Annotated in this window: 14 protein-coding genes; 3 read left to right on the top strand and 11 right to left on the bottom strand. The window is 35.5% G+C overall.

Annotated features, from left to right (window positions below; all coding sequences use genetic code 11):
- Entirely contained in the window at positions 1 to 1,320 is a 1,320-nt protein-coding gene (locus tag LAU42_RS03495; RefSeq protein ID WP_224184304.1) for a CoA-disulfide reductase, read from the top strand.
- A gap of 40 nt (positions 1,321 to 1,360) precedes the next feature.
- Here the strand turns inward: LAU42_RS03495 and LAU42_RS03490 are convergent, their stop codons facing one another.
- The 9 genes from LAU42_RS03490 to LAU42_RS03450 form a co-directional block, all read right to left on the bottom strand.
- Positions 1,361 to 2,758, bottom strand: a complete 1,398-nt coding sequence (locus tag LAU42_RS03490; RefSeq protein WP_224184303.1) for an alpha-amylase family glycosyl hydrolase — start codon at positions 2,756 to 2,758, stop codon at positions 1,361 to 1,363.
- A 136-nt stretch (positions 2,759 to 2,894) separates the two neighbouring features.
- Positions 2,895 to 3,278, bottom strand: coding sequence for a YisL family protein (locus LAU42_RS03485; protein ID WP_224184302.1), 384 nt, complete (start codon positions 3,276 to 3,278; stop codon positions 2,895 to 2,897).
- An 82-nt stretch (positions 3,279 to 3,360) separates the two neighbouring features.
- Positions 3,361 to 4,260, bottom strand: coding sequence for a fumarylacetoacetate hydrolase family protein (locus LAU42_RS03480; RefSeq protein WP_224184301.1), 900 nt, complete (start codon positions 4,258 to 4,260; stop codon positions 3,361 to 3,363).
- Between the two features lie 75 nt (positions 4,261 to 4,335).
- The gene (locus tag LAU42_RS03475) at positions 4,336 to 5,313 is read right to left on the bottom strand and encodes a hypothetical protein (RefSeq protein ID WP_224184300.1); all 978 of its coding nucleotides are present in this window, start codon (positions 5,311 to 5,313) and stop codon (positions 4,336 to 4,338) included.
- An 8-nt stretch (positions 5,314 to 5,321) separates the two neighbouring features.
- A complete protein-coding gene (gene addA, locus LAU42_RS03470; protein ID WP_224184299.1) occupies positions 5,322 to 8,771 on the bottom strand; it encodes a helicase-exonuclease AddAB subunit AddA in 3,450 nt (1,149 codons plus the stop codon).
- On the bottom strand, positions 8,755 to 12,108 hold the full coding sequence (gene addB / locus LAU42_RS03465) for a helicase-exonuclease AddAB subunit AddB (protein ID WP_224184298.1): 3,354 nt from the start codon (positions 12,106 to 12,108) through the stop codon (positions 8,755 to 8,757). The genes addA and addB overlap by 17 nt, the downstream gene beginning before the upstream one ends.
- Before the next feature lie 60 nt (positions 12,109 to 12,168).
- Positions 12,169 to 12,717, bottom strand: coding sequence for a signal peptidase I (lepB, locus tag LAU42_RS03460; protein WP_224184297.1), 549 nt, complete (start codon positions 12,715 to 12,717; stop codon positions 12,169 to 12,171).
- An 18-nt stretch (positions 12,718 to 12,735) separates the two neighbouring features.
- A complete protein-coding gene (locus tag LAU42_RS03455; RefSeq protein ID WP_224184296.1) occupies positions 12,736 to 13,305 on the bottom strand; it encodes a TVP38/TMEM64 family protein in 570 nt (189 codons plus the stop codon).
- 83 nt (positions 13,306 to 13,388) lie between these two features.
- Positions 13,389 to 14,723, bottom strand: a complete 1,335-nt coding sequence (locus tag LAU42_RS03450; RefSeq protein WP_224184295.1) for a glucose-6-phosphate isomerase — start codon at positions 14,721 to 14,723, stop codon at positions 13,389 to 13,391.
- A gap of 229 nt (positions 14,724 to 14,952) precedes the next feature.
- Here LAU42_RS03450 and LAU42_RS03445 point away from each other — a divergent pair, with 229 nt between their 5' ends.
- Positions 14,953 to 16,161 carry an argininosuccinate synthase gene (locus LAU42_RS03445; protein ID WP_224184294.1) on the top strand — a complete coding sequence of 403 codons (1,209 nt, stop codon included), beginning with the start codon at positions 14,953 to 14,955 and terminating at the stop codon, positions 16,159 to 16,161.
- The gene (gene argH / locus LAU42_RS03440; RefSeq protein ID WP_224184293.1) at positions 16,154 to 17,542 is read left to right on the top strand and encodes an argininosuccinate lyase; all 1,389 of its coding nucleotides are present in this window, start codon (positions 16,154 to 16,156) and stop codon (positions 17,540 to 17,542) included. Before LAU42_RS03445 ends, argH begins: the two co-directional genes overlap by 8 nt.
- 38 nt (positions 17,543 to 17,580) lie before the next feature.
- On the opposite strand, the gene LAU42_RS03435 is transcribed toward argH, so the two are convergent.
- Both LAU42_RS03435 and LAU42_RS03430 read right to left on the bottom strand, forming a co-directional pair.
- Positions 17,581 to 18,741, bottom strand: a complete 1,161-nt coding sequence (locus LAU42_RS03435) for an iron-containing alcohol dehydrogenase (RefSeq protein WP_224184292.1) — start codon at positions 18,739 to 18,741, stop codon at positions 17,581 to 17,583.
- A 77-nt stretch (positions 18,742 to 18,818) separates the two neighbouring features.
- Positions 18,819 to 19,637, bottom strand: a complete 819-nt coding sequence (locus LAU42_RS03430; protein ID WP_224184291.1) for an ABC transporter permease — start codon at positions 19,635 to 19,637, stop codon at positions 18,819 to 18,821.
- Position 19,638 lies beyond the last annotated feature (1 nt).

Here is a 19,638-nt window from a genome sequence, read left to right as displayed (position 1 = left end):
ATGAAAGTCGTAATCGTAGGTGCTGTGGCAGGTGGTGCAACTGTCGCATCACAAATTAGAAGACTCGATTCAAATGCAGAAATTACTGTTTATGAAAAGCATCGAGATATGAGCTTCGCAAATTGCGGATTGCCTTATTATTTAGGAGAAACAGTTGAAAGTCGCGATGAAATCGTCATGACGACTCCAAATGAATTTAAAGCGAAACGTAATATTGATGTTCATACGTATCACGAAGTAACGAAAATATTACCGGATGAAAAAAAGATAGAAATTTATAATCATCAAACAAACACATCTATGACGGATACATACGATTACTTAATCCTATCACCTGGTGCACGACAAATTGTGCCTGATATTTATAAAGGACATAAACACGTATTACAGCTTCATAACCTTGAAGATACAGATAATATCGAAAACTATATCCAGGAACATCACGTTAAAAACGCACTAGTCATTGGTGGTGGATATATTAGTTTAGAAATGGCTGAAAATTTAAAACATCGTGGACTTAACGTTACACTCGTACATCGCAGTGAACACTTCTTAAAAAATATGAGTAAAGAGATTACAGCCTCAGTTAAAGATGTGCTGACGGACAATGATGTTCACCTTATGCTGAATGACGAAGTAAAACAAATCGAAGGTAAAACTATAACTTTTAAGTCGGGAGAAACAAAGCAGTTTGATATGATCATAACGGCACTTGGACTGACACCGAACAGTGAGTTTATCGGTGAAGCCATCCAACTGAATGATAAAGGCTATATTAAAGTGAACAAGTATTTCGAAACGAGTGATGAATCGATATATGCGTTAGGAGATGCAATTGAAACATTTTATCGCCATATCGATCAACCTGCAACAATCGCACTTGCATGGGGTACACATAGAGCTGCTTCTATTATTGCGCATAATATTACACAGAAAGAAAAAATAGCATTTAAAGGGTTACTCGGTAGCAATATATTAAGACTATTTAATTTTACATATGCTTCAACCGGATTACCGGAAAGTATTCTTGAAAAAATGGATCACGTTACAAAAGTATCCCAAACTCAAAAGCATAAAGCTGGTTATATGCCAGGAAGTAGTAAGTTAAGTCTTGTCGTTTATTATGACAACAAATCAAGACAAATATTATCCGCTTCAGCATCAGGACAGCACGGTGTTGATAAGCGAATTGATATTATTTCAACCGCAATGATTGGTGGCTTAACGATCGACGATTTAGCGGATATTGAAGTTGCATATCACCCGGATTACTCAAGTCCGAAAGATATTGTGAATATGATAGGCTATAAAGCGAAATAAATTAAAGAAGACAACGCAATCGATAGCGTTGTCTTCTTTATTATTTCTGTAAATTTTTTCTTCTGTTTCTTGCAGCGCCGATAATAAAAATTGTAAACAGAACAATCGTTAATAGCGAAGCAATAACGTAACCCATATTCAATCCACGTGGTGGTATTACTGCGTATAATTCTGTTTCTTCACGGTTCGTTATTAAATTAAACTTTCCGTCCTTCACGTGAATTCTATCACCGATGAGTAAACCACTTAACATTTTATCTCCTGGAACGTCCTTCTCAGTTAATGTAACATTCGTTGATTTACTCGTATCATTCATATTGAATACAAAATCTACTTTATCGGTATCAAAGTATATAATTTGTTCACCTTTTTCGTTATAGATTACTTTAGATGTACCATCGAACATTTCTTTATATTTCTGCAGTACTTCACTCGTCTGTCCTAAATAATCTACAACTTCTCGGTCAGTTCTGAAATCAAGTAATTGATGTAAATCAGGTAACTTCTCACCGTTCATCGCGATTTCAGTACCATATGTCATGCTGACCGGTTGTTTCTGAACGAATAAATATGCCATCATTTGCTTAATACGTGTTCCCGGGAACATATTTTCTTTAACCGCATAACTCGTAAATCTCGGCATAAAGTAATTGTCAGATGCTAATAATTCTTTTTTGCTGTATTGTTCAGGTATATCCTGGTCTACATTTTTAAATGCTTGTGCAATCTGTGTTGCTGTCGTCCCTTTTTGAATATAATCATAACCTAAAACGTTCGTATCACTATTTGTTATTGCAATTTTCGTTACATTATCAGGGAATACTTTTGATAGGTCAACGTTATCCTGCATAACATACATCGATAAACCATCGACTTTCGTTTTGTTTACGAAATCTGTCATATACTGCTTATAACGTTTAATATTCGCTTCATTCGTTAGATTAATGATCGGCGTATCTTTAAAATAAGATTGCTCTATTTTGTTCATCTTCGTATTCGATGCTTTCGTAAATTCATCTGTTGCAACCGCAGGCATATCTACAATTACTTTTAAATCATTTTTATGTGCGAGATATACGAGCTGTTTAAATTCTTTTTCTCCACCAAATCTTTTAGAAATCGTTTTATAGTCTGATACTTTATAGCCCATATAATCATTTTTCTCATGCTCAAATACCGGTGAAACATGAACTGTGTTAAAGCCCATTTTCTTAATGTACTCTATTTTGTCGATAATCCCTTTAAAGTCTCCACCATATGGTAAATTGTTTTCCTTTTCATTATGAATATCTTTATTGTTGTGCTCATCACCATTCATAAATCGGTCAGTAAGTATACTGTAAATACGTAGTTCATCTTGTGCATTACGCTCTGCCTGTGCTGGTAATGCGCTTAATGTTAATAGGAATACAATAATCATCATTGCAAATTTCTTCATTGAAATACCCTCACTTAAGTTATTACATTGATTATACTAAATAAATACAGCGTTATGTAATAATTCATAAAAAATTCAAAAAACCGACTTTAGAAAGTTTCACTTAACTAAAGTCGGCTAAATTAATTTTGAAAGATTAAAATAATTTTGGAATTACACCGTATGGTAGATGTATACCTAATGCAATTGTAATTACAATAAATAGAACTGCAAGATAGAAGAATGTTCTTGATGGTTTTTTCTTTTTCTTCTTCGCAATCGTCATTTCCATTAATCCAATTGTAATAATTCCTGACAAGAACTTAATTCCATATAATGCCGGACTTGTTTGGTCGACATCAAAGAAAATAAATACCCCACTCACAATTGCGAGCAATGCAAATAATCGCTGTACCATTAATAATGGTTTGAAATATTTGCTTGGTCCTAATCGATCAGAGAAATTAGAATAAGATGCAAAGAATACAATAATTAATACTACCCAACTTAAAATGTGTAAATGAAACATACCTGTTGTCATTGTTTTCACTCCTTTTTTTCATACTGTTATTATCTTACCATATTACATGTATATTGTAATAGAATAACGGCACAAAATTAAGTTACTCACCGATTGTATTCGTTAAAGTTCCGATACCATCAATTGTGACTTTTACTTCATCGCCACGCTTTAAATATACCGGCGGGTTCATTCCAGCTCCTACGCCACTTGGTGTGCCTGTTGCGATAATATCTCCCGGATGTAATGCAACATATTGAGAGATTTCTGCAATTAAGTCATCAATTTTCTTTACCATATCTTTCGTATTGCCGTCTTGACGAATTTCACCATTTACTTTCGTAACGATATTTGCATTTTCTGGTGTAGGTAATTCATCTTTCGTTACGATATATGGTCCCATTGGACATGCGCCAAGTAAACTTTTTGAAAGGAATGCCTGTGCGTGTTCTTTCTGTAAGTCACGTGCAGTAATATCGTTAATAATTGTATAACCATATACATAATCCAGTGCCAGCGCTTTAGGAATCTTATGACCATACTTTCCAATTACTACTCCTAGCTCACCTTCGTAATCAAGTGCATTCGTTACATCTTCATGTGAAGGAATTTCTGCATTATCCCCAATTAAACTCGATGGCGCTTTCGTAAACACATATAATTCATCTACTTCATTATTCAGTTCTTTCGCGTGATCTGTATAATTACGTCCAATTGCGATAACGTTATTCGTTGGGACAACTGGTGGTAAAAATTTCATATTTGTAAATGCAACTTTATAATCATCTGCATTACTTTCTGCTTCAAGTTTCTCAATTGTTTCACGCACAAGCTCCTGAAAATCGAGCGTATTGTTCTGCTGTAATGCTTCCAGTAATGTTTTCGGATAATCTTTCGTTTTAGTCGTTTCGAAGACGCGTACTAAATCCCAAGCTGCATCTTCGCGTTTTACTTTGACACCGTACGTTTTGTTGCCATCATATTCAAATGATAAAAATTTCATCAGTTCCACTCCTTCTTATACTTTGTTCCATTATACAGAACTTAAGTGAATGTTTCATCGTTTTCATCTTATTTATCAGATTTTTTTGAATTTATTGTATTTATTATTGATTAATACCATCAAAACCACATAAATTACACTCATAATACTTGTAATGACAACACTTTTACTGAATAGTATATTCAGACTTTCTGCCGGGAACATACCGATATATCCAGTAAACGTAATAACAAGTATTACTTCACAGACTGCAATATATAGCGTTGTAACAACAATATCCTGCACCTTTAAACGTTTTCCATTATCGATTAATAACGCGATGCCAAGTCCGATAAATAGTGATCCGTTAATAATAATTAAACTTTGTGTCCAGTTATGGTTCACAATGAATATCAATAGTTTTATAGCTACCCCTATTGTCAGGAAAATCATTGCAAGCGGTAACTTAAATTGTTTCAAGTTTACTTTTCCCAGTAACATTGAAGGCACTACGATAAAACATAATAATACGCTATATAATCCGATATGCTGAACGAATAATTGTAAATTCAGTTTCGTTATATGAATGAAGTTCGATTCATTATACGTACCGATATAAGACTGAAATGCATTCACATCAAGAAATGTTTCTTCTGCACCATTTAAAATTAGCGATGGCATAACAATTACAAATATAAGCGTTGTAATGAGTAACATACTAATTGTTGCATAGAGCATTTGTGCGTGAGACTTAATAATTTTTTCAATCGCTTTTAAAACGATTATACCAAGTGCAATGAGGAGTACGATGCTCATGCGTGATATGATCAGGAGGATTATCCCTAACGTTAACATCATTATAAGCGTACGCTTTGTTATTTGCGTTCGTCCGATGAAGTAACTTATTATCGGTATCGCCGTATACAACATTAAAAAAATATAATTTTCAAGCGTTACGAGTTCATCTTGCGCGAAATATTCAAATGGATTGATAAATTCAAATGGCTCACCGACTAAAAATGAAAAATGCATTAAATACAGCATGAGTACAACTGCGACAATAATATATTTCATTATTACTTTCATGATGATACCTCAACTGTTCCTGCTTCAAAGAAATACAAGTAGCCGGTAACAGGCTCACCTAATATCGCTTCAAGTGTCTTTTTATAGTAATGCATCTGTACTATGTAACGTTTTTTTAATTCCTGCAGTGTTTCATCCGTCGATCTGCCAAGTCTTGAGATCACTTTATCCGTCTTATAATCAATAAAATAATAATTACCTTCTACTTTATAGACACAGTCTATCATCCCCTGAACGAGTTGTTCCGGATGACTTTCTGTAATGTATTGTTTTCCGATTACAAACGGTAATTCAAAGTAGATTTCATCTGCTCTTTGCATTGCATCAAATAGTTTACTTTTCGTAAATTGATAAATGTGTTCTACATTTACAAGTAATCGCTCATCCGCTGTAATAATGTTTCGGTCTGTAACATCGTCAAGAAACTGCTCAATGGATGCAATATCTGTATGTGCTTTAATCGGTAAATGCTGCATTACTTTATGCATTAACGTACCATATTCACTTGCCGTCTTCTTCTCATCCGACATAAATTTTGGTCTGTCGTACATCGTTTTTCCTAGACGTGTCTGATTAATATACGTCCAGTTCGTTCTTTCGTCGTCACTTTCCTGAGCTTTCTTAATTTCAGATACGCTTTCTTTCGTCGGCAATAAATTATCGTCGCGATATGGATAACGATACTGTTTCATTGATTCAAGCCAGGCAACATCACTTGATGCAATATTTTCACTTTCGGATTTGTGTACTTGTGATTCATTTAATGTATCAATGATATGAATTTGTATCGACGCATCATATAGCGCGACTGGTGCGATGAGTTGTAGCGGACTTTGAGCCGTTAATCTGTAGTAATCGTCAAGCTTAGTTGCTGCATTTACATCTCCGAGTTTCGCTACAGCTTCCTTGTCTTTAACCGTTCCTATTAAAATTAACTTCTCTCTTGCACGGGTTAACGCTACATACATGAGACGCAATTCTTCAGACACTTGTTCATTACGAATCTTCGTTTTAAATAGTTGATTCATAACGAGTGGATATGTCACGTGTGCATCTTTATCGTAATAATTGATAGATAAACCGAGACGTTGATTTAACAGCACTTGTTCCTTCGTTTCCATTAAATTAAACTTACGATTAATATTGCTGTAAATTACAAACAGAAACTCAAGTCCTTTTGATGCATGCACGGTCATCATGCGTACAACATCCACTTCATCTGAAACGATATTCATTTCACCGAAGTCTTTACCAGCACCGATCATATTGTCAATAAATCTGAGAAATTGATAAATCCCTCGATAACTACTTTGTTCAAACTGTTCAGCTTTACTAATAAGCCCTTCTAAATTTGCCTGACGCTGTAAGCCACCTGGCAGTAACGTAAACTTCTCAATTAATAACGTATCTTTATATATATAATCAATTAATGCTTTAACACTCACAGTACGCGCAAGCGCTCTATAATCGTGAATATCTGCTAGCACTTTATTAACTTTCTGCTTTAACTCCTCGTTCTCTCCGAATGTACGATACTGAAGTAAATTCTCATATAAATAAACATCCGTATCTGTACGTAGTGTCGTTAATTCATGTGCATTAAACTGATAGATGATGCTGCGCAGTATACCTGCAAGCGGGATATCCTGTAATGGATTATCGATTACGCGTAATAAACTTAAAATTGTATTAATCTCATCCGTCTGGAAATAACCTTCTTTACTATTCACATGAAATGGGATATTTCTGTCTTTCAGTACTTTCATATGAACTGCCGCATTACTGAAACCACGTTCTAATATTGCGATATCTTTATACTGTGCACGGCGATACGTACTTGTTTTAACATCGTATACTTGTTCATCTTGAATAATACGCTCGATAATATCCGCAATGTGATGTGACTCAAAATCTTCAGTTTCTTCAAGATCTGCCTTTGATAAAAAATGTAGTTCTGTCTGCTGTGATTGCTCATCATACGGCGCGCCATAATAAAGCATCTGTGCTTCATCGTAAACAATATCACCTAACGTATCATCCATTATTTTCGTGAAGATTTCATTCGTGTTTTCTATAACTGAACGGCGCGATCTGAAATTCTGGGATAGATCGATAACTTTACCGGGACCACCGGATTTAAATTGTTTGTACTTATATAAGAATAATTCAGGTTCAGCCTGTCGGAACTTATAGATAGACTGTTTCACGTCTCCTACCATAAACATATTATTCGGCTGCTTGATCGCCTGTATAATACTTTCCTGTACTCTATTTGTGTCCTGGTACTCATCAACTAGAATTTCATGATACTGTTCCTGTAACATACGTGCAATTTCAGTTGGATTGCCATCATCTAGCAATATTTGCAGCGCAAAGTGTTCATAGTCACTGAAATCAATAAGTTTTCGCTCGCGCTTTAAATTACTGAATGTATCGATGACCATCTCAGTCATCTGCGTTAAGCTTTTTACTTCTTGGGCCATCGCTTTTACATCTTCACATAGTTCTTCGATAGGAGCATATAAGTAATTTTCTTTAATATTTGCTATCAATTGTTTGGCATTCGTTAAATGCGCTTTGACACCTTCGTTTAACACTTTATCATTCGGATCATCTGACTTTTTCATATTCGGTTTACGTCCGAAGTCCACACTTTGAATAAATAGAAACTTCTCATCGAGTTGCTCAGGATATTGAGAAAGCGTGTGTCTGAGCTTCTGTAAGTAAGTTAAATTCGTTTCAAGTGCTTCTGATATACATAAATCTTCAGCCTGGCTGATTAAAGCAATCGCCTGTGCAATTTCCCGATTCATCTGTGCATTAATTTGTGCGAAAAGCTCGCTCTCAGGTGAAATCGTTGCATAGCTTTCTGCAATTGAACAAAGCCATGCTTTCGGTTCATTATTTGCAATAGCAAAGTGATAGAGCTTAGATAATGTACTTCTCACATAATCATCTTTACGGTCCGTCGATAAATGTAGAAGCAGCTGCATATCATTTTCATCAGCGCGTTCATAAATCACTTCTAATACATCATCAATTGCCTGCATTAACAATAATGCGCGCTCCTCGTCACCTGCAGTTCTGAATGTTGGGTCCAGATCAATCGTATAATAGAAGCGTTCGATTAAGTTTAAACAGAAGCGGTGTAACGTCGAAATATCAGCCTGATGTAATTTAATGAGTTGTGCTTCTAAATGTTTATCTGATGGATTAGATTGTAACGCTTCCTGTAAACGTTTCTGAATTCGATGTTTCATCTCTTTTGCGCTGGCATTCGTAAATGTCACGACGAGTAGTTCATCTACATTAATACGCTTATCAATGATTTTACGGATAATACGTTCAACAAGTACAGCTGTCTTACCACTTCCGGCTGCTGCTGCAACGAGCGTATCCTGTCCAGACGTTTCAATTGCTTCCTGCTGACTAGTCGTCCACTGCATCACGGTCCACCTCTTTCAAAATTTCATTTAATGGATTAATATCTGTTTCAAATGTACGGATGTCACGTTGATTAATAATCGGATCGATATGACATACCGATTTAAATTCACAATACATACACGGATTAATGTCCTGGAATTTTACAGGATTAATGCTGCTATCACCTTGTAATATATTGCTTGCTGTCTGTAAAAACTTTCCTTTATTATGCGTTATTAGCGCATGCATTTCATCGACTGATAATGTTTTAGAGCTTGTTTTGTTAAACGTGCCGTCATTTTTTAGTTTCGCCGGTACGATTAAAGATTTCATTCCATCATCGAGTGTTGTATCCATATCACGCGCAATATCAACATCATCCAGTATAAAACCTTTCATACTGTACTGACTGAACCTTTCGTCTACAAGTGCTGACAAATCCTGCTTTAATCCGAAAGACAGCTTCGGATTAAATACATGGAAATAGAGTAAACCTGCAGGTATGACGTCCTCATTAAGCTGGAGCTTCTCTTTATTGGATAATACAACATCCATATACGTTAACATCTGCATTTGCAAGCCGTAATATACTTTTCTTAAATCCAGATCAGTGTCACTTGATTTATAATCAATAATGCGTACGTAATCTTTATTTTGTGCACGCATCGTATCAATTCTGTCAATCTGCCCTGTAATTTCAATACGCTTATTGCCGAAATTGTATACTTGCGTATTTAACGCACCACCTTTACCGAAGCGCGTTTCAAAGTGCTGCATCTTAAAATTGCTATATTTCGTTTGACGCTGTAATGCTGTAAATGTTGATAACAGAATCGTTTTAATTTGATTCACAATATACTTATAATAATGTTTTGAATATAATACTTCATACTGGACTGACGGCAGTACTGTCTGTAAATACTGATCAATCTCACTTTGCAGTACAGATGGTGTCACTTTCGTAATATCTTCTTTATATTTCTCACTTAAATGTCGCAGTACATCATGAAAAATATTACCGAGCTGGAATGACTGGAATTGATAAGGTATACGTTCTTTCAATTTTAATCCGTGATTCGCAAAATGTTTGAACGCACATTGATTAAACGTTTCAAATCGTGACACACTCGCTTTAATCGTATCCCCATATAACTGAGATACTTCTCCATCTGTTAAAGTTTCTGATTGATTATTAAAACCTTTCAGCTTAAAGATATGTTTAAACTTCGCATCGGATTTATACGTTTCAACGACGTCATGCCATGCTAAATCATTAATATGTGTCACAGCATGTTTGATACCTCCATCATATGTTGTAATAAGTGCTTCAGGAGACGTAACATGTGTCATATCCGTAACAGATAAATTAAGTTGTCGTTTAAGACGGTCTAAATAACGAGATGGACGCATCGCTTCATGATTCACACTCATTAAACTGTATGATAAATATACTGACTGCTTTGCGTGCGTAACGGCAGTATAAAATACAAACCACTCATCCTGTATTAATACATCTGTTGTCGGTGCAAGCTGTACATTCTGTACTTCCTGCATTAATTTTTTCTCTTTATCTGTAATAATCGCATCTTCTTTCAATGGTCGTGGTAACAATTCATCGTTAACACCGACAACAAAGATTATCGGTTTATTTTCTACCTTTGCTAAGTCCAGGTTCAGAATTTGAATTTGATCAAGTCCTTGTGGCGGTGCGCTGAACTCAAGCGTTTCAAATCCAACATCTATAATATCGCACATCGCTTTTAAATCTAACGTTGTGTCGTCCAGTATTAATACGAAATCATCCAGCACTTGATTAATGCCTGATAATATTTGATCAAATGTAAGTGCTATATACTGTTCACCATTATCTCGTGCATAATCTTTCTGCTGCATTAAATATTCTGGAATTGATAATTTAAGGAGCAGTTCATAAATGGCTACCGCAAATTCACGTCCTGTTACTGCATTTTGCAACGTCTTTCTGAATGGCTCGATTGTTTCGGTAATAAAATTAATATAATTTAATAATGCATCCCACTGATCTTTATTGTATTTATCATTGTCATCATAAAACAGCTTACGCCCTTCTAAAATGTCTGTATAATACATGCCGCGTTCAATCATTACATTTTCCAGCATGTCAACGAGCAGCAATTCCTCATCATGTTTATGCGCATGCGTAATAAGTCCTGTCTTTAATGCTCTGAATAAATGTTCTATACGCATATTTGACTTACATACATCAAGTATTGAACGTATAAATTCGATTACTTTATGATGAATCATCTGCGTTTTAAAATCTGTATGGTATGGAATTTGATGTATATCCATTGCATCTGTAAGCGCCTTTACATAGCTTTCGTCGCGATACAGTATCGCAATATCTTTAAAGCGTTGCCCATTTCGCACACGTTTCATAATTTCATGTGCTGTATATTCTGCTTCATCCATTACAGTACTGTGTGCGGATAATTGAATATCTTTCGTTGCATTGAAATTTATATCTTCAGAAAAACTACTTTCTAATATGCTCAACGTTTCATTAAATCGATAACGCGTATTAAAATTCTGGACGTTGTATGCGATATCGACATGAGCTAGATGCGTCTTTATATGCTCAAGTGTTTCTGACGTCTTTCTGAAAAGTACTGGATCAGTCTGATCAATCGTCAAAGCAATCGTTAATGACTTCGCATGCTGTGCGAGTGCTACTATAACCATATACTCTACAGTCGTAAAGTTATAAAATCCATCAATAAAAATATCAGACTTACGTATTGTACTGCTTTGTGCGATAAGTTCACGTAAATTCAGCAGCATATCTTCTGTTTGCATATACTGACCAGTTATTTTATTTTCTAATGCATTATAAATAACATGAATATCGTGGAGTTTATCTTTCGTTCTGACATCAATATTTTCCTGTAATATATTGAGCAGATTTGCTGGCGTTACATTATATTTTTTTAAGTCAGAAATAACTGCCGCCATCTTCTGACTAAATCCATAATATTCACTCGTTGAATGAAATCTTTTTAATTGTGCTTTATGCGTATTCAGCATTTGATAAACCATCATTTCAGAACCACTTTTTGATATTTGTTTCAATGATGATAATCCTTCTTCACTTTCAAGACGCCAGTACAGTCTATCGAATGAATAAATTGCAGTTCTTACGCTTCCTTTTATTAACGCATCCTGACTGAGCGCCTGTTCGATTTGAAACGTGCTCTGTCTTGGTGTAATCATAATTATCGGATCCCCAAGCGGTTTATCCTTCAAATCCGACTTAATAACTTCTACGATATGATGTGTTTTACCAGTGCCGCGTCTACCTAATAACAATTGAACTGTCATCTCTTTCCTCCTAAAAAAGCAACTTTACAAACAATACTACTTTGTAAAGTTGCTTATATATTATTGTGGGCTAAAATTAACATGAAATGTACTGATCGGCCAGTATCTGACTTGAACTTCTCCAACGATCTGACTACCTTCGATTAAACCGAAATGACGACTATCCTGACTAATTTCACGATTATCTCCGAGTACTAAATATTTATTTTTCGGTATCGTTTTTTGACCCTCTGATCCCACAATTTCAGTAATATTAAAGTTTTCTGTCAATAGAACATTAGATTTTGCAATTTCATTTTCCTGCAAATAAGGTTCTGCGATTCGTTTTCCATTTATGTATAACACATCATTAACATACTCGACATTATCTCCCGGTATACCGATAACACGTTTTACAAAATTTTCTTTTTTATCCGTTTTAAATACGATGACTTCTCCATGATGTATCGTGCTCATCTTGTTGACAATCACTTTATCTCCATTTTCAAATGTAGGATACATAGAATCTCCGCTGACGGTATAAGACATAAAGAAAAATGTAGTAACAATAATATACAATAGTGTTGCAATAATAATTGCAATAAACCATTCTATAAATTCCTGTCTCAAAAATTACACCTCAGCTCACTAATTTTTATGGATATGCTTTTCAACTTGCTTTCCAATCCACCATAAACAAATCAATACTATAATGACAATTATACTCTTTTTAGGTGCTTTCACAAAGGAATATATATCGTTACCAATATAACTCAACGTCAATAACATAATGGCTTTCCCGAACATGACAGCAACTAAATAGCGTTTAAGATTTATCGTACTTAATCCTGCAACAATATTCACGAGACTGGATGGCGTAAAAGGAAAACAGAGTAATAAAAAGAGAGGCATCACACCTTTATCATCAACACGTCGAATAAACTTTAAAGTTTTCGGATGTTTACTGAATCGCCTCAAGAAACGATACTGACCATACTTTCTAATGATAAGTGCGACTAAAAATGCACCACTCACAGCACCACTCCACGTAATAAGAAAACCTGGAATTAATCCGTAAGCATTTACATTCACGACAGCAAATACAACAATTGGCAGTATCGGTATAAACGCCTCAATAAACGGCAGAAGAAAAGCAATTACAATTCCAAGTCCTTTAAATTGCTGTAATAAGTCCATGAGTTGTGCTTCTGTAAACATATCATCATCTCCACTTAGCTTTTAAGTGATTATAAATGAAAAATAAGCCCAGGACAAATAAAGTCCCAGGCTTAACATAAATATTATAAACGTGCTTCAAGTTCAGCTTTTTTATCTTCATATCCAGGCTTACCTAATAATGCAAACATATTTTGTTTATATGCTTCAACACCTGGCTGATTAAATGGATTCACACCGAGTAAGTAACCACTCATCGCAACACTTAACTCAAAGAAGTAAACAAGGTAACCGAAAGTAAATGCATCTAATTTCGGTACTTCAACGACGAAGTTAGGTACGCCACCATCGCTATGTGCAAGCAATGTTCCCTGGAATGCTTTCGTGTTAACGAAGTCCAATGTTTTACCTGCTAAGAAGTTCAGACCATCTAAATCATTCTCATCCGCTTCAATTGTAACATCACTTCTTGGTGTTGTTACTTTAACGACTGTTTCAAATATGTCGCGACGGCCTTCCTGAACGTATTGACCTAATGAATGAAGATCCGTTGAAAAGTTTGCACTTGATGGATAAATACCTTTAAAGTCCTTACCTTCAGACTCACCGAATAACTGTTTCCACCATTCATTAAAGTATTGCAGACTTGGTTCGTAGTTAATCAGCATTTCAATCGTATACCCTTTATTGTATAAAATATTACGTAATGCTGCATATTGATAACTGATGTTCTCAGAAAGTTCAGATGAAGCAAGTTCAGTTCGCGCATTTGCTGCACCTTCCATCATTGCATCGATATCATGACCAGCTGTAGCAATCGGTAATAGTCCTACTGCTGTTAATACAGAGAAACGTCCACCAACATCATCCGGCACTACGAATGTTTCATAACCTTCAGTCGTTGCTAATGACTTTAAAGCACCTTTAGCCTTATCTGTAGTTGCGTAAATGCGTGACTTCGCACCTTCTTTACCGTACTTCTCTTCTAATAATTTTTTAAATACACGGAAAGCAACAGCTGGTTCTGTCGTTGTCCCAGACTTAGAAATTACATTTACTGAGAAATCTTTATCCTGTACATATTCAATTAAATCATTCAAATAACTTGAAGATAACTGATGTCCTGCGAAAATAATCTGCGTTTTATTTGTATCAAGATGATCAAACGATTTATTAAGCATTTCAATTGCTGCACGTGCGCCTAAATACGAACCACCGATTCCGATAACGATTAATACATCGCTATCTGAATTAATTTTCTTCGCACTTTCTTTAATGCGTGCAAACTCTTCCTTATCGTAATCAACAGGTAGATCAAGCCACCCTAAAAAGTCATTCCCAGCGCCGCTTCCTTCGTGAATGACGTGGTGAATGTTCTTAACTAAGTCCTGCATCTGTGTCAGCTCATGTTCGCCAACGAATGATTTTGCCATGTCGTAATTAAATTTAATGTGTGTCATCGTTGTTCCTCCTGTTCATAGTTTCACAATCATTGTACTTGATTCAGCAACAGTTCTCAATCCATAGTGATTTATTAAGCGCTTACATCTATAATTTTATTTCAGAAAAACAAAAACAATATTTTTATTCAAATTTTTGCATAAAAATACTTGATAATATTTATGTATATTGATACATTATTATGTATAATTAGTTGAAATATTTTTAAATCATCTGGAGGAATGTAAAATGAATAACAAAGAAAAAGTAGTACTCGCATATTCAGGAGGACTTGATACGAGCGTCGCAATACAATGGCTTATCGATAAAGGTTATGATGTTATCGCCTGCTGCCTTGATGTTGGTGAAGGGAAGGATCTAGAGAATGTAAAAGAAAAAGCATTAAATGTTGGGGCAATAGCATCGATTATGCTGGATAAAGTTGAGACATATGCGGATGAATACTTATCTTATGCAATTAAAGGTAATAGTTTATATGAAGAGACGTATCCGTTAATATCTGCACTCAGCAGACCACTCATCGCAAAGGAACTCGTAAAAATTGCACATCAGTATGATGCAAAATTTATTGCGCACGGCTGTACTGGTAAAGGGAATGACCAAGTACGATTCGAAGTTGCCATACACAGCATCGATCCATCAATTACAACGCTTGCACCTGTTCGTGACTGGGGATTCAGTCGTGAAGAAGAGATAGAATATGCGAAAGCACATGACATTCCAGTACCTATCAACCTTGATTCTCCGTATTCTATCGATCAGAATTTATGGGGAAGAAGCAATGAGTGTGGCATCTTAGAAGATCCATATGCGATGCCACCTGAAGATGCTTACGATTTAACTGTAGCGCCAAAAGCAGCACCCGATGAAGAGGAAATTATCGACATAACATTTAAATCGGGCCTCCCTATCGCATTAAATGGAAAAATGATGCCATTACACGAAATTATTAAACAGTTAAATGTTATCGGCGGAAAACATGGTGTCGGAAGAATTGATCACGTTGAAAATCGTCTCGTCGGCATAAAATCCCGTGAAGTATATGAAGCACCAGGTGCAATGATGCTACTTACTGCACATAAAGATTTAGAGACGATTACGTTAACGAAAGATGTTCAGCATTTTAAACCGTATATCGAGCAGCAATTCTCTAACTTAATTTATAACGGTTTATTCTTTTCACCGCTTGCAGACCATATTAAAAACTTGCTTACAGATATGCAGCAGTACGTAAACGGCGAGACGAAAGTAAAACTTTATAAAGGTAACATTACTGTAATTGGTAGAAAGAGCGATAATGCACTCTATAATGAAAAACTTGCAACATATACGAAAGAAGATACTTTTAATCATCAGGCAAGTGTTGGATTTATTGAAATATATGAATTACCAGTAAAACAGGCGACACGTGTATATGGTGGTGAGCAGCATGAGTAAAGCACTTTGGGGTGGAAGATTTACACAGTCGATGAGTGAACAAGTCGCTAACTTCAATCAGTCGATAGAAGTTGATCAAAGACTCTTTTATCATGATATAAATGGAAGTATCGCTCATGTTAACATGTTGAAAAACACAAACATTATAAGTAAAGATGACGCTGCACTAATTATTAACGGACTAAACGCAATCGTTCAGGATTATGAAGCAGGGACCGTTGACTTTAAAAAAGAATATGAAGATATCCATCTGAATATCGAAAAGCTACTCATTGAAAAAATCGGCCCTGTCGGTGGAAAGATGCATACTGCACGTTCACGTAATGATCAAGTCGCAACAGATATGCATCTCTATGCACGAGAGCAGACAGAAACGATTATTCAGTCCATCAACGAATTACAGCAAGTCCTTATTACACTGAGTAAAAAGTATTTATCGGTCATTATGCCTGGATATACGCATATGCAACGCGCGCAACCGATACTCTTCAGTCACCATATTATGACGTATTTCTGGATGCTAAATCGTGATAAAGAAAGATTTAATGACGCTTTAAAACGTGTGAATGTGTCACCGCTTGGATCAGGTGCATTAGCCGGAACAACATTTCCGATTGAACAGCAATATACAGCTCATGCACTAGGCTTCGATAGTGTTTATCCGAACAGTATCGATGCCGTAAGTGACAGAGATTATATACTTGATATGATGCATAATATTAATGTATTAATGATGCACTTATCACGATTCTCAGAAGAAATTATATTATGGTGCAGTGAAGAATTTAAATTCATAACATTAAGGGATGCATATACGACAGGTTCATCCATTATGCCCCAGAAGAAAAATCCTGATATGGCAGAACTCATACGTGGCAAATCAGGAACTGTTGCAGGAAATTATATCGGATTACTCATGACATTAAAGGGGCTCCCACTTGCATATAACAAAGATTTACAGGAAGACAAACAAGGTTTCTTCAATAGTATTGATACAGCGATTCAGTCCGTTCAGATCTTTACTGGGATGATTGAATCGATGGAAGTAAATACCGAACAGCTAATTGAGACGACAAAAAGTGACTATTCTAACGCAACAGAACTGGCAGATTATCTTGTGACGCTGAACATACCATTTAGAGAAGCACACGAAATTACAGGGAAACTTGTGCTCTATGCAATTGATAATGAGATATTACTGAAAGATATTCCACTGTCACATTATAAAACAGTTGTGCCTCAAATTAATGACGCCATTTATGAAAAATTAGATCCTGCATATGCTGTCAATCGAAGAACAAACGACAACGGTACGAGTATTAAAAGTGTTTCATTACAAATCGAAAAAGCAGAAGCATATATACAAAAGGAAGCGGAATAATTCCGCTTCCTTTGATTTATTATATTAAATTGCTTTGTTTATAATGCCGCTTTATAAATCGCTATTATATCTTCTCGTTGTAACTTATAGAAATTACCGAATGGACCATAAATTAACGTTTTATCCGCAAACACTTCTAAGTCTTCTTCTTTCACACCGTAATCTGATAACTTTTGTTTTGCACCTAAACTTGTCCAGAAGTTCTGTAACGCATCAATGGCAAAGTTAATTTTCTCATCGTCAGATAATGATGCATCGACATGAAATACATCTTCAGCAAACTTTACAAATCGTGCTGGAGATTTTTTGCTAACGTAACGCATCCATTCCGGGAATAAAATTGCAAGACCTGCACCGTGTGCAATATCATAAACCGCACTTACTGCATGTTCTAAATTATGTGTTGCCCAGTCTCCGATATAACCTAAGCGTAAAAAGCCATTCAATGCAACTGTTGATGATAACATTAACGTCTCACGTGCTTCATAGTTTTCAGGTTCTTTCACAGCAATCGGACCAGTTTTCATAACCGTCTTCATTACACCACTGATCATCTGATCCTGCACTTCTGTATTGTTTGCTTCGTTAAAGTACTGTTCTAATAAATGACTCATGCTATCAATTATTCCGTTTACTGTTTGATGCTCAGGTAACGTATATAGCACTTCAGGATTTAATAAACTGAACTTAGGAAATACAAGTGGAGAGCCCCACCCTAACTTCTCTTTCGTCTCCCAGTTCGTAATAACACTACCTGAATTCATTTCCGAACCTGTTGCTGATAATGTTAATACAGTTCCAAATGGTACAGCATCTTTAACTTCTGCTTTACGTGTTACGATATCCCACGCATCACCTTCATACTTTCCTGCTGCTGCGATTAATTTCGTACCATCAATAACTGAACCGCCACCAACTGCAACGATGAAATCGATTTGTTTTTCTTTAACGATCTCTACACCTTTACGTACTGTTTCAACGCGTGGATTCGGTTCAATACCCGCAAGTTCAAATACTTCAAAGTCAGATAATCGTTCCATCACTTTATCGTATAGACCCGTTCTTTTAATACTACCGCCACCGTAAGTTAATAATACTTTATTGCCATTTGAAAATGATTTCACCATATCACTTAATTGCTCTAAACTTTCTTTACCGAATACTAACTTAACAGGGTTGTAAAATGTAAATTGATTCATAATTTCCTCCAAATAAAAAACATAATGTGTTAACCACATTATGTCATAGCAATGAATGTATATTCAATTAATTGAACCTATATAAAATCGCTGAATCGCTCTCTGAACTTAATATGAATGATTGAACCAAGTATAAAGAAAAACAGAACAAATCCTACATTGTATAACGCAAGTTTCCAATGTTCTACAAAATACCATTCCTGATACAGTATTGCACTTCTATAACTTTCCGCTAAAAAATATACCGGATTTAATTTCATAATAAATTCAACGATTTGCATTTTTTCTGAATTGCCTTCAGGTAACCATAATATCGGTGACATGTAAAACAATACTCTTAAAAGCGCCTGTACTGCCATTTGCACGTCTCTTACGAGTACTCCTAGCGTAGATGTAAACATTGTTACAGATAAGCTAAAAATGTACACAAATGGAATATAAATAAGTAATTGCAGCATATATACAGTTGGTTTTATTCCGGATAAGAAACAAATACCGATAATTAAACCGAGTAAAACAACATGCGTATAAAACTTACTCATTAATATGTAACTCGGAATCGTCGACAACGGAAAGTTCATTTTCGCCACTTGATTATATTTCATCGAAATGGACTTTGTACCTTCCAGGATTCCTTGATTCACGAAAAACCACATACTTATACCAACAAGCATCCATAAAATAAACGGAACACCATGGATATCTGCACGTCCACCTCTTATCCCGATACCGAATACAAAGTAATAAACGGCGATTTGAATCAGTGGATTAATAAATTCCCAGGCAAGACCTAAATAATTATCATGCGTCGATATTTTAATTTGAAATTGAGCAAGTCTTTGTATTAAATAAAAGTTTTTAAATTGTTCTTTTAAAACCGTCGTTACAGGATTCATA

The organism is Macrococcus armenti (assembly GCF_020097135.1).
Classification (GTDB): Bacteria; Bacillota; Bacilli; order Staphylococcales; family Staphylococcaceae; genus Macrococcoides; species Macrococcoides armenti.
Note: the sequence above shows the minus strand (reverse complement) of the source record. Positions and strands in the feature narration are given on the sequence as shown.

Coding starts and splice junctions, on each gene's coding strand:
- LAU42_RS03455 (WP_224184296.1), bottom strand. CDS start 13,305: ATGTTTACAGAAGCACAACTCATGGACTTATTACAGCAATTTAAAGGA.
- LAU42_RS03485 (WP_224184302.1), bottom strand. CDS start 3,278: ATGACAACAGGTATGTTTCATTTACACATTTTAAGTTGGGTAGTATTA.
- LAU42_RS03450 (WP_224184295.1), bottom strand. CDS start 14,723: ATGACACACATTAAATTTAATTACGACATGGCAAAATCATTCGTTGGC.
- LAU42_RS03490 (WP_224184303.1), bottom strand. CDS start 2,758: ATGAAGAAATTTGCAATGATGATTATTGTATTCCTATTAACATTAAGC.
- LAU42_RS03475 (WP_224184300.1), bottom strand. CDS start 5,313: ATGAAATATATTATTGTCGCAGTTGTACTCATGCTGTATTTAATGCAT.
- LAU42_RS03480 (WP_224184301.1), bottom strand. CDS start 4,260: ATGAAATTTTTATCATTTGAATATGATGGCAACAAAACGTACGGTGTC.
- addA (WP_224184299.1), bottom strand. CDS start 8,771: ATGCAGTGGACGACTAGTCAGCAGGAAGCAATTGAAACGTCTGGACAG.
- argH (WP_224184293.1), top strand. CDS start 16,154: ATGAGTAAAGCACTTTGGGGTGGAAGATTTACACAGTCGATGAGTGAA.
- LAU42_RS03445 (WP_224184294.1), top strand. CDS start 14,953: ATGAATAACAAAGAAAAAGTAGTACTCGCATATTCAGGAGGACTTGAT.
- addB (WP_224184298.1), bottom strand. CDS start 12,108: ATGACAGTTCAATTGTTATTAGGTAGACGCGGCACTGGTAAAACACAT.
- LAU42_RS03430 (WP_224184291.1), bottom strand. CDS start 19,637: ATGAATCCTGTAACGACGGTTTTAAAAGAACAATTTAAAAACTTTTAT.
- LAU42_RS03435 (WP_224184292.1), bottom strand. CDS start 18,741: ATGAATCAATTTACATTTTACAACCCTGTTAAGTTAGTATTCGGTAAA.
- LAU42_RS03495 (WP_224184304.1), top strand. CDS start 1: ATGAAAGTCGTAATCGTAGGTGCTGTGGCAGGTGGTGCAACTGTCGCA.